Below are 11,754 nucleotides of genomic sequence, written 5' to 3' on the forward strand. Positions count from 1 at the left end.
CCATGGCATTGCAATCACTGGATATCAAACGGCGCTCGGCAACGACCTTGCCGTCGCCCTCGGTGCGTGAAGCGCACACGGGCGACGTCGCCAAACTCATCGACGTTTCGAAGTGCATCGGCTGCAAGGCGTGTCAGACCGCCTGCATGGAGTGGAACGATCTGCGAGACGAAGTCGGCACCAACGTCGGCGTGTACGACAACCCGGCCGACCTGACGGCGGACTCGTGGACGCTCATGCGTTTCACCGAGTACGAAAACCCGAAGGGCGACCTCGAGTGGCTCATCCGCAAGGATGGCTGCATGCATTGCGAGGATCCGGGCTGCCTGAAGGCCTGCCCGTCGCCGGGCGCCATCGTGCAGTACGCAAACGGCATCGTCGACTTCCACGAGGAAGCATGTATCGGCTGCGGGTACTGCATTACCGGATGCCCGTTCAACATCCCGCGTATTTCGCAGAAGGATCACAAGGCGTACAAGTGCACGCTGTGTTCCGATCGCGTGTCCGTGGGGCTGGAGCCGGCGTGTGTGAAAACGTGCCCGACCGGTGCGATCATGTTCGGCACCAAGGACGCCATGAAGGACCAGGCGGCCGAGCGTATCGAAGACCTGAAGTCGCGGGGCTTCGACAACGCGGGGCTGTACGATCCGGCGGGCGTGGGCGGCACGCACGTGATGTATGTGCTGCATCATGCCGACAAGCCGTCGCTGTATCACGGCCTGCCGGACAATCCGCGCATCAGTCCGATGGTGACGTTCTGGAAGGGCATCGCCAAACCGCTGGGGGTCGCCGCCATGGCGCTCACGGCGATCGCCGGCTTCTTCCACTACATCAAGACCGGTCCGAACGAAACGACCGAGGAAGATGAAGAGGAAGCCCGCCGGTACGATGCGTCTCGCAAGGGGCCCGACGGCTCGAAGGGCGTTGTCACGCACGAGGAGGTCTGACCATGTCGCAAGAACACAGCGAACACAAGAAAGACGATCTGATCGAGCGCTACAACGCCGCGGAGCGCATCAACCACTGGATTGTCGCGGGCACGTTCATCCTGCTCGCGCTCTCCGGGCTGGCGCTGTTCCATCCGTCGATGTTCTGGCTCACCAATCTGTTCGGTGGCGGGCCGTGGACGCGGGTGCTGCATCCGTTCGTCGGTCTCGTGATGTTCGTCGGTTTCGTCTGGCTTGCCATGCGGCTCGCCCGCTATAACAAGTTCGAGCAGCGCGACACCGAGTGGATGAAGAAGATCGGCGACGTGCTCAACAATCGCGAAGAGAATCTGCCGGAAGTCGGGCGTTACAACGCCGGACAGAAGCTGCTTTTCTACGTGATGGTGTTGTGCATGATCGGGTTGTTGCTCTCGGGGATCGTGATCTGGCGCGCGTACTTCGCGTTCTACTTCCCGATCTGGGTGATTCGTCTGGCGTCCGACGTGCACGCGGTGTGTGCATTCGTGTTGATTTGCGGCATCATTACGCACATCTACGCGGCGATCTGGATCAAGGGTTCCGTGCGCGCCATGACGCGCGGTACCGTCACCCGCGGCTGGGCGTGGAAACACCATCGCGCCTGGTACAAGCAGCTCAACAAATAAGTCCGGCCCTGCTGGTGGCCGGACGCTCTTACGAGGCCGGCCACCTTGCAACGCATTCTCGAACCCGGACAGATCGAATCTCTCGATCGCACCTCCATTCCCCGCCTGCGCATGCCGCAACGTGCCGAAGTCTTTTCGGCGCGCGCGGCGCGTTTGCGTCAACTGGCCGACGGGCATCCGCTCGGCGACTACCTGCGATTGATGGCCGCACTCGTCGATGCGCAGCAGCGCGTGCTCGACAACTTTCAGCCTGAGCGTCCGTCCCTCGAATCGATTGAACAGGCGCAGCAGCACTGCATGCCGCTCGTGCCTGCGACCGGCGGCTACGACATTGGCCGCTGGCAACCGTTGCTGACCCCGCTGCTCGACGCGGTTTCCGCGCAAGCCAATCTGCCGGCGGCGGTCAGGGGCGTTATCGATCGCGTGCGTGCAGCCGATCCGGCGACGCTCGAAGCGGGCGCGCAGGCGTTGCTCGCCGGCCACGGCAAGGGTGTCGACGCCGCGAGTGCGCCGTTTCTGATGGCGGCGCTGCAAGTGCTCTGGACGGGCGTGGCCAGCACGTTCGAGGCGGGTGACGTACCGATGCTCGACGTCCCCAACGTCTGTCCCATGTGCGGCACGCTGCCGGTGGCGAGCGTCGTGCGTATCGGCGGCGCGCACGAGGGCTACCGCTATCTCTGCTGCGGTCTGTGTTCGACCGAATGGCACATGGTTCGCGTGAAGTGCACGCATTGCGAAGCGAGCGAGCATGTCGCGTATCACGTGGTCGACACGTCGGGCGATGCTGCCGCTTCCGGCGCCGAGATCGCGGCAGCGGACGGCGGCCTGCTCAAGGGGGAGGACGGACGTCCGAAGCTCGACGAGGCGGCCAAGCGCGTCGCGTCGGCGCCCATCCGTGCCGAGTCGTGCGACGACTGTCACAGCTATCGCAAGATTTTCTATCAGGACAAGGACCCGTTCGTGGAGCCGGTCGCCGACGACCTCGCCAGTCTCGCGCTCGATGTGCTGATGGGCGAAGCCGGGTATGCACGCGCCAACGGGAATCCGTTGCTCTGGCAAAACGCCGAAGAGGCCTGAGGGGATGACAGGGATGACGGGGATGCCGATGGTCAAACAGGATGACGTACGGGCGGGGGCGGCCGATTTGCCGTCGCTCGACCGGTTGCTCGGCATGGCCGAGCTTCAGGCGGCGCTGGCCGACTTCGGCCGCACACAGGTCACGGGCGCGTTGCGTCGCGATCTGGATGCGTGCCGGGCGTCGGCGCTGGCCGGTACGCTCACGCATGACCTGCTGACGCCGGCGGCGTTCGGTGCACGCATCGTCGGCGAGCTGAGCGCGCGCAACCGGCCGACGCTGCGCCCCGTCTTCAATCTCACCGGCACCGTGCTGCACACGAACCTCGGGCGTGCGTTGTTGCCCGAAGTGGCTATCGAATCGGTCATTCAAGCGCTCACCGCGCCCGCCAACCTTGAATTCGATCTGGCGACAGGCGGACGCGGGGATCGCGACGATCTCATCGCCCCATTGCTGTGTGAGCTGACCGGTGGCGAGGCGGCTACCGTCGTGAACAACAATGCGGCGGCCGTGCTGCTGATGCTGGCAACGCTCGCCAAGCGTCGCGAAGTCGTGGTCTCGCGCGGCGAGCTGGTCGAGATCGGCGGCGCGTTTCGCATTCCCGACATCATGACGCATGCGGGCGCGACGCTCGTCGAGATCGGCACGACCAACCGCACGCACCCGGCCGACTATCGCAATGCCATCGGCGACAAGACCGCGCTGCTGATGAAGGTGCATTGCAGTAATTACGAAGTGACGGGCTTCACCAAGAGTGTCGACGTCTCGGAAGTCGTCGAGATCGCCAAACCACACGGTGTGCCTGTGGCGGTGGATCTGGGCAGCGGCACGCTCACGCCGATGGAGCGCTGGGGGTTGCCGCATGAGACTACCGTGCAGGAGACGATCGCGGCAGGCGCCGACCTCGTCACGTTCTCGGGCGACAAACTGCTTGGCGGACCGCAGGCGGGCATGATCGTCGGGCGCAAGGATCTCATCGCGAAGATCAAGAAGCATCCGCTCAAACGCGCGCTTCGCGTGGGCAAACTGACGCTGGCGGCATTGGAGCCGGTGTTGCGTCTGTATCGCGATCCGGACCATCTCACCGAGCGGTTGACGACGCTGCGTCTGCTCACGCGTACGCGCGCAGAAATGGCCGCACAGGCCGAGCGGCTGGTGCCGGTGCTCGCGAAATCGCTTGGCGACGCATACACCGTGACGGCTGCGCCTATGGTCAGCCAGATCGGCAGCGGTGCGTTGCCGGTCGAGCAACTGCCGAGCTACGGGCTGGCGATTGCGCCGGCCGGCGGTGCCAAGCGAGGCAGTGGCCGTGCGCTGGCCAGACTCGAAACGGCGTTGCGCGAGCTGCCGTATCCGGTCATCGGGCGCATTGCGGATCAGACCCTCTGGCTCGACCTGCGCTGTCTTGAAGCGGATGACGAGCCGCGTCTGGCGTTGCAGTTCGCGGAGCTTCGCGCATGATCGTCGGTACCGCGGGTCACATCGACCACGGCAAGACGAGTCTGGTACGTGCGTTGACGGGCGTCGATACCGATCGTCTCAAGGAAGAAAAGGCGCGCGGTATTTCCATCGAATTGGGCTATGCCTACACACCGTTGCCCGACGGCGAGGTGCTGGGTTTCATCGATGTGCCCGGGCACGAGAAGCTGATTCATACGATGGCGGCCGGTGCGGTCGGCATCGACTTCGCGCTGCTGGTGATCGCGGCAGACGACGGTATCATGCCGCAGACACGTGAGCATCTCGCCATTCTGACGATGCTGGGTGTGAAGCGTGGCGTTGTCGCGTTGTCGAAAGCGGATCGCGTGGATGCCGCGCGTCTCGCAGCGGTCACGCAGGAAATTTCGCAGTGGCTCGCGGGCACACCGCTCGCGCAGGCCGACGTGATACCGGTGTCGGCGACGACGTCCGGCGACGCCGGTGTGAGCGCGTTGCGCGAGCATCTGACGCATGCGGCGCAAGCGTTGCTGGCGTCCGGCAATGCCGCGCGTCGCGACGACGCGCTGTTCCGTCTGGCCGTCGATCGGGTATTCACGCTGGCCGGGCATGGCACGGTCGTTACCGGCACGGCGTTTGCGGGCACCGTGCGTGTGGGCGATACGCTCACGGTGATGCCGCAGGGATTACCGGTGCGGGTGCGCAGCATTCATGCGCAGAATCGGGCGGTGGATGCCGGCAGGGCCGGCGAGCGCTGCGCGTTGAATCTGGCGGGCATCGAACGGGACCAGCTCGGCCGGGGTGACTGGATCGTCGCGCCGGGGCTGTCGGCGCCGTCGACGCATGTGGATGTGGAACTGCATTGGCTGGACGGCAGTGCACCGCTCACGCAATGGTTTCCGTTGCACGTGCATCTGGGCACGACACACGTGCAGGCGCGCACGGTGCTGCTGGGCGGCGACACGCTCGCGCCGGGGCAGTCGATGCGTGTGCAACTGGTTTTCGATACCCCTGTCTGCACGATGCCGGGCGACCGCTTCATCGTGCGTAATCCGCAGGCGACGGCGACTGTCGGGGGCGGACGCGTGCTGGATCCGGCAGCGCCGGAGCGCAAGCGTCGCTCCGCGGCGCGGCTGGCGTGGCTCGACGCCGTGGCCGACTATCTCGACGGCAACGGGCTCGATGCATTGCTGGCGCAATCGCCGTTCGGTCTGACGAGCTCACAGGTGGTGGCGCTCACGGGGTTGTCGGCTGAGGGCGCGGGTCGACGAAATACCGATCCCTCGGCGGGCCAATGGACGTGGCCGCAGCATGCCGTCGTGCTGCCCGGTGCGGAGGGTGAGTCGCTGGCCTTCGCGCCGCAGGCGTGGGAGGCGATGCGCGCGCGCGTGGTGACGTCGCTGGGCGACTATCACGCAAGAGTGCCGGATGATCCGGGGCTGGACGCGGCGCGTCTGGGCCGTATGGCGTGGCCCGCGCTGGATGCCGGGCGTTGGCGGGTGATCGTGCAGTCGTTGCTGAGCGAGGGCGTGGTGGCGCGCACGGGCGCGTGGTGGCATCTGCCGACGCATCGCGTCGAGATGACGGACGAGGAGAATGCACTGGCCGAGGCGTTGTTGCCGAAGGTGGCGCAGGGACGCTTCGATCCGCCGTGGGTGCGCGATATGGGACGTGAGTTGAACGTGCCCGAGGATCGTGTGCGTGCGGTGCTGCGCAAGCTTGCGCGGCAAGGGCGGGTGCATCAGATCGTCAAGGATCTGTTTTACGACGACGCGTGCGTGCAGGCGTTGGCGGACATCGTTTCCGGTGCCGGTGGCCGGGTGGAGGCGGGCGCGTTTCGGGATGCGACGGGTCTGGGGCGCAAGCGCGCGATTCAGATTCTGGAGTTCTTCGATCGTGCGGGATATACTCGCCGCGTTGGTGACTGGCATGTGCAGCGTCCCGGCGTGACGTGGGGCGGTGCGTAGTTCAAATCACGGCATTACGGCATTACGGCATTACGGCAGGGCTTCGCGCGGTGCGCGGGCGTTGCCATCACACAGCACTCTCATTGCACCCTCTTAAGGAAGGCATCCGTATCCGGTGATGCGGCCGGGCTTCAAACCCGGTTGGGGGCGTCAGACGCTCCCAGGTCGGTTCGACTCCGGCTGCCTTCCGCCACATCCTTCTCAGCGGTACATGACGGCATGCCGGGCTATGTCGCGCCACCAGTCTTGATTTTCTGCGCGACGAGCTGGATGCAAAACGCACGGACTTTATCGAGCATGGGGGACTGTGTTCGGTCGGTCAGCGTGACGAATGCATAGGGGGCGTGCACGTCCAGCGTCGGCGTGAGTTTGAGTTGTCTCCAACTGCCATTTTCCAGAAGCGATCGAGCCGCGCCCATCGCGCCGAAGAACACGGCGTCTGTGTTTTGCACGGCTTCGATCAAGGCGGCAATCGAATCGGAAGTCGCCCGCAATATTCGGTCGGCATGCGCCGTCGGCCCGTACTGCTGCACCAGTGTACGAGCGACTTCGTCGCTCAGCATGGTCGAGACGACGGGGTACTTGACGATGTCGTCGAAGGCAACGTTGCGGCGCTTTGCCAGAGGATGCCCGCGCTTGCACATGAAGCCCGATTGCATCGAGCCTACGAGACTGATTTCCAGATCGTCGTGGGGCCGGATCGCACGCGAGTGCACCAGTAGCCCGTCCAGAACCCGTTCTCTCAACAGTGCCAGTTGTGCTTCGGGACTTCCGGTGCTCAGGTGTAGGGTGACGCCGGGATAGTGCGTGAGCACCCATGACAGCAATGGCCCCGCAAACATTGCGTTCGGCGCATATCCCATTCCCACGCGAATGACCCCGCCGTCACCGGCGCTCAACAGCTTGATCGTGCGCTTCAGATCCGCGGATTCTGCCGTGATTTTTCTCGCCTTTTCAACCAACGCGATGCCGAACGGCGTGAGCTCGTTGCGTTTGCCAATCCGGTCGAAGAGCTTCACGCCAAGTTCTTGCTCCAGCATCTGAATACTGCGACTCAATGCCGGCTGTGTCAGATGCACGACCTCCGATGCCCTGCTGAACGAACCCGTCTCGGCAACCGCCAGAAAATGTGTCAGATGGTGCAGGTTCATCGATCTCTCGCTCCCCTTCTTCGTCTTTTTGTATCAATAAATATCATCATAATTAAAAAAATAATGCATTGGACGCATGATTTTTGGCTTTTTACGCTGGTGTCATTGATGAGCCATGGCGGCATTCATCCAGACATCAACCGGAAGACTTCATGATCTTGAAAGTCCTCGATTTCCTGGACGCGGAACATTCGGGCATCGTGTCCCGATTGGACGCTTTGCTACGTATTCCCAGTGTCAGTCCTGACCCGCAGTTCGCCCCCTACATGCAAGCGGCAAGAGCGTATTTGCTCGAACGTTTGCGTGAAATCGGTTTGTCGAACGTGTGTGAGCTGGATGGTGGCGGGGAACCTGCGGTGTTCGGCGAGTGGCTGGGCGCACCCGGTAAGCCGACGATCATGATCTACGGGCATTACGACGTTCAGCCCGCGGATCCGGTCGAGCTATGGCGCACACCGCCGTTCGAGCCGACGCATAAGGATGGTCGCGTTTATGCGCGAGGGGCGTCCGATGTAAAGGGATCAACCGTCGTTGCGCTGGAAGTCATTGCCGCGTTTCTCAAGGTGCAAGGGGCGCTTCCGGTCAACGTCAAAGTCTTTCTGGAAGGCGAGGAAGAGACGGGAAGCCCGTCTTTGACGGCAATCGTCGACCGGTATCGCGATCGACTGGATGTCGATGCGGTGCTGTCGGCCGACGGCGGACGGGCGAGCGCCACCGTACCGACGATCAACACGGGGGCACGTGGCGCCGGACAACTCGAATTCCGCGTGACGACCGCAAGCAAGGATCTGCATTCGGGCCGATACGGCGGATGTGTGCGCAATGCGCTTCATGAGATGGCCGTCATCGTAGCGTCGTTGCACCGTTCCGATGGCACGGTGGCGGTCCCGGGATTCTATGCGAATGCCACACCGCCGACACAACGGGAGCGCGATGATACGGCGACTTTTCCCTTCGATCAGGCGGCATTCTTTGACGATGTCGACGCTATCGCACACGGCGAACCCGGCTATACCGCGCGCGAGCAAATTACGCTTCGTCCGGCGCTCGACATCAACGGCATGTGGGGCGGATACACCGGGGAGGGCGGCAAGACGATCATCCCGAACACCGCTCGCGCCAAGTTGACGGTGCGCATCGTGCCCGGACAGACGTCGGAGTCCGTCCTGCACGCCGTGGAGCGGCATTTGCACGCGGTGTGCCCTCAGGGCGTGGGGCTGGAGATTCTGCACCGCTTTGATGGGGCGCCGGCGTCGACATTGGCGATGGACCATCCGCTCGTGCTTGCCGCCGAGCAGGTGTTGACCACCGAGTTCGAAAGAACGCCGCTTCACGTGCGACTGGGTGCGAGCGTACCTGTTACCTCGCTGTTCAAGGCGCATCTCGGCGTCGACACGCTGATGTTCGGCTACAACCTGCCCGACGAGGACGTGCACGCACCCAATGAGTTCTTCCGACTGAGTTCGATCACGGAAGGCGTAAGGGGATGGGCGCAACTCCTTGAGGCGCTTGGCCATTTTCCGAAAGACGCATTTCACCCCAAATAAAGCGGAAGACCGCGTTCATTCAAGAGACAACAATGCGACACCCAATGACCTATGACGGCGTCGAGGCGCCGGTTCGAATCCGCCGATCGCGTCTGCTCGTCGCCACGACAATCGGTAACGCACTCGAATTCTTCGACTTCACGGTATTCGGTTTCTTCGCCATCGTCATCGGCAAGAACTTCTTCTCACCGCTGAACGAGCACGGTCAGTTGTTGATGTCTGCGACGACCTTTGCATTGGGCTTTCTGATTCGGCCGCTTGGCGGCATTCTCATCGGTATCTATGCGGATCGGGCAGGCAGACGCGCGGCGATGACACTCACCTTGTCGCTCATGGCACTGGGTGCCTGCATGGTCGGTCTTGCGCCGACATACGATAGCGCGGGCATTGCCGCACCGTGCATCATCGTGCTTGCCCGATTGATTCAGGGGTTTTCCGCTGGGGGAGAAGTCGGACCTTCCACGGTTGTCCTGCTCGAACATGCGCCCTCGGGGTCTCGGGCGTGGTACACGAGCTGGCAGCTCGCCAGTCAGGGCATCGGCATCGCCATGGGTGCTGCGTCGGCGGCAGTGCTGTCGCACGTGTTGCCTCACGAGGATCTCTATGCCTGGGGGTGGCGTATTCCGTTCCTGTGCGGCGCAGCCATTCTTCCTGTCGGCGTCTACATTCGTCGTCGTCTCGCCGAGCATGAACCGGAGGCAGGCGAAGTGCAGGAAAGCCGCCAGCCGTTAAAGACGTTGCTGACAGAGCACAAGCGCAACGTGTTCGGTGGCGTGCTCCTGCTTATGGGCGGGACCATCACGGCCTACATGATCATCTTCTTTATTCCCACTTTCGCCATTCGCGAGCTGAAGCTCGGCGAGAGCGGTTCGTATGCCTGTGCGTTCGTCAGCGGCGTCATGCTCGCTGTCCTGTCGCCGCTGGCCGGTAAGATAGCCGACGCCAAAGGCCGATGGGCACCGATTCTGATTGGGCGCGCCATCCTGATCGTGGGCATCTATCCCGCCTACCTGTGGCTGAGCAGTGCGCCGAGCGTGGCGCGGCTTTTCGTGGTGATCGTCTTCCTTATCGTGCCCTACACGATTCAGGGCTCGCCTTCCGTGACGCTCATTTCGGAGCTGTTCCCGAAGTCCGTGCGCGTGACTGCCATGGGCACCGTATATAGCCTTGCCGTTGCCGTGTTCGGGGGGCTGACGCAGCCGGTTTCCGTCTGGCTGGTCGAGTTCACGCGACGTCCGTTTGCGCCCGCGATTGCCGTCACGTTCGGCTTATTACTCTCGACGTTCTCGCTGCTCGTGATTCGTCGGAATCGAAGCGTGTGAGGTCGGCAGCCGCGCAAGGCTGAATTGCGCGACCACCGCGGGTGTACCCCCTACGCTGGCATTTCGTCGCTCAGTACCGCGACGAAGCGTGGCCGACGACGATCGGCTTACATCCGGACGATATCGAGCACGGTCTTGTTGTTCGCCTTATACGTGAACAGCGAGATGACTCCGTGGCGAAGATCGCCGTGCGAGTCGAACGCCGTTTCCCCGATGATCCCCTTGTAATCCGTCGATGGCATGGCAGCCAGAACCTTCGCGCGATCCGTCGAGTTTGCGCGCTTCATGGCATCGACGATGATATAGACGCTGTCGTATGAGAAGGGAGCGGTGATTTGCACCGGGACATTGAAGCGCTTGGAATACTTGGCGACGAATTGTGCACCGGTGGGCATCTTTTCCAGCGCGATACCCGCTTGTGAGCAGACCACGTTCGCGGCAGCGTCGCCTGCGAGCTTCGGCAGTTCCTCCGTGCACACGCTGTCCCCGGCCAGAATCCTGGCGCGTATGCCAAGCTGCCTTGCCTGCTTGGCCAACGGGCCGCCGGTAGCATCCATGCCGCCGTACATGATGGCGTCGGGATTGAGCCCCTTGAATTTCGTGAGCACGGCGCGGAAGTCGACGGCCTTGTCGTTAGTGGCTTCGTGCGCGACGACTTTGATACCGAGCGACTTTGCACTCTTTTCGAATTCCGTGGCAAGTCCCTGGCCGTATGCCGTCGAGTCATCGAGTACTGCGACCATCTTCACACCCAGTTGCTTCGCCGCGTAGGCGGCGAGTGCCGGACCTTGTTGGGCATCCGTGCCTACAACACGATACGTCGTCTTGTAACCCTGCAAGGTGAATGCCGGGTTCGTCGCGCCCGGGGAGATCTGTACGACATTCGCATCGTTGTAGATGCGCGACGCGGGAATCGACGTGCCCGACGTCAGATGCCCGACGACAGCTACCACATTGTCGTCGACGAGCTTCTGCGCAATTTGTGTCGCCGTACGCGGATCGCCTGCGTCATCCTGACTGTCGAGTTCGAGACGCACGGGTTTGCCGCCGATCGTCAGCCCTTTGGCGTTGATTTCTTCGATGGCCAGACGCGCGCCGTTTTCGCTGTCCTTGCCGACATGCGCAATGCCGCCTGTCAGTGCTGCGGCGTGTCCGATCTTCACGACCACGGGTGCAGCGGATTGTGCGGACGCTGCGCACGCAAAGGCGCTCAGCAACGCAAGGGGGAGGGTGTGCAACGGAAATTTGAGACTCTGCATAGCGTCTTCTCCAGAACAAGGCACAACAAGGGCCGTGCAGCAACGCGATAATGCGTGCTGCGACGTGGTTAAGTAACTGTGAAGCCGGGTGTGAGTGGGGCGGTAGCGCTACTCCCCGAGATACGCCGCGCGCACCTTCGGATCGTCGAGCATGTCCTTCGCGTCACCCGTCATGGTGACCAGGCCGCTGTCCATCACGTAGCCACGGTGCGCGGCTTGCAGCGCAAGACGCGCGTTCTGCTCCACGAGCAGCACCGTCACGCCTTCGCTCGATACCGTACGCACCACCTCGAAGATCTTCTCCACCATGATCGGCGAGAGCCCCATCGACGGCTCGTCGAGCAGCAACAGCTTGGGCTGGCTCATCAGCGCACGCGCCATGGCGAGCATCTGCTGCTCACCGCC

General features: G+C 62.9%; 10 protein-coding genes and 1 tRNA gene. 8 read left to right on the plus strand and 3 right to left on the minus strand.

The features are described 5' to 3' along the window. Window positions 1-2 precede the first annotated feature (2 nt). From fdxH to A9762_RS21750, 6 genes are all read left to right on the plus strand, one after another. Window positions 3-947 carry a formate dehydrogenase subunit beta gene (fdxH, locus tag A9762_RS21725; protein ID WP_069344079.1) on the plus strand — a complete coding sequence of 315 codons (945 nt, stop codon included), beginning with the start codon at window positions 3-5 and terminating at the stop codon, window positions 945-947. 2 nt (window positions 948-949) lie between these two features. Continuing rightward, window positions 950-1,591 carry a formate dehydrogenase subunit gamma gene (locus A9762_RS21730; protein WP_069344080.1) on the plus strand — a complete coding sequence of 214 codons (642 nt, stop codon included), beginning with the start codon at window positions 950-952 and terminating at the stop codon, window positions 1,589-1,591. A gap of 54 nt (window positions 1,592-1,645) precedes the next feature. Beyond that, on the plus strand, window positions 1,646-2,668 hold the full coding sequence (fdhE, locus tag A9762_RS21735) for a formate dehydrogenase accessory protein FdhE (protein ID WP_256388786.1): 1,023 nt from the start codon (window positions 1,646-1,648) through the stop codon (window positions 2,666-2,668). Window positions 2,669-2,696: 28 nt separating this feature from the next. Beyond that, window positions 2,697-4,127 carry an L-seryl-tRNA(Sec) selenium transferase gene (gene selA / locus A9762_RS21740; protein ID WP_069344089.1) on the plus strand — a complete coding sequence of 477 codons (1,431 nt, stop codon included), beginning with the start codon at window positions 2,697-2,699 and terminating at the stop codon, window positions 4,125-4,127. Then, window positions 4,124-6,070: a selenocysteine-specific translation elongation factor gene (gene selB / locus A9762_RS21745; RefSeq protein ID WP_069344082.1), complete on the plus strand. Its 1,947-nt coding sequence runs from the start codon at window positions 4,124-4,126 to the stop codon at window positions 6,068-6,070. Before selA ends, selB begins: the two co-directional genes overlap by 4 nt. A gap of 97 nt (window positions 6,071-6,167) precedes the next feature. Continuing rightward, a tRNA-Sec gene (locus tag A9762_RS21750) sits at window positions 6,168-6,263 on the plus strand. Window positions 6,264-6,297: 34 nt separating this feature from the next. Here A9762_RS21750 and A9762_RS21755 read toward each other — a convergent pair. Continuing rightward, window positions 6,298-7,221 carry a LysR family transcriptional regulator gene (locus A9762_RS21755; RefSeq protein WP_069344083.1) on the minus strand — a complete coding sequence of 308 codons (924 nt, stop codon included), beginning with the start codon at window positions 7,219-7,221 and terminating at the stop codon, window positions 6,298-6,300. Window positions 7,222-7,373: 152 nt separating this feature from the next. On the opposite strand from A9762_RS21755, the gene A9762_RS21760 reads away from it, so the two are divergent. Continuing rightward, window positions 7,374-8,768 (plus strand): dipeptidase, encoded by a 1,395-nt coding sequence (locus A9762_RS21760; protein ID WP_069344084.1) that lies wholly within the window; start codon window positions 7,374-7,376, stop codon window positions 8,766-8,768. 32 nt (window positions 8,769-8,800) lie between these two features. After that, window positions 8,801-10,090, plus strand: a complete 1,290-nt coding sequence (locus A9762_RS21765) for an MFS transporter (protein WP_069344085.1) — start codon at window positions 8,801-8,803, stop codon at window positions 10,088-10,090. 107 nt (window positions 10,091-10,197) lie between these two features. On the opposite strand, the gene A9762_RS21770 is transcribed toward A9762_RS21765, so the two are convergent. After that, window positions 10,198-11,349 (minus strand): branched-chain amino acid ABC transporter substrate-binding protein, encoded by a 1,152-nt coding sequence (locus A9762_RS21770; protein ID WP_083254179.1) that lies wholly within the window; start codon window positions 11,347-11,349, stop codon window positions 10,198-10,200. 108 nt (window positions 11,350-11,457) lie between these two features. Beyond that, window positions 11,458-11,754 (minus strand): ATP-binding cassette domain-containing protein (locus A9762_RS21775; protein ID WP_139133340.1); only part of this gene is annotated, 297 nt, incomplete at its 5' end.

Origin of the sequence: Pandoraea sp. ISTKB (assembly GCF_001721285.1) — a bacterium.
In the GTDB taxonomy this organism is placed as follows: Bacteria; Pseudomonadota; Gammaproteobacteria; order Burkholderiales; family Burkholderiaceae; genus Pandoraea; species Pandoraea capi.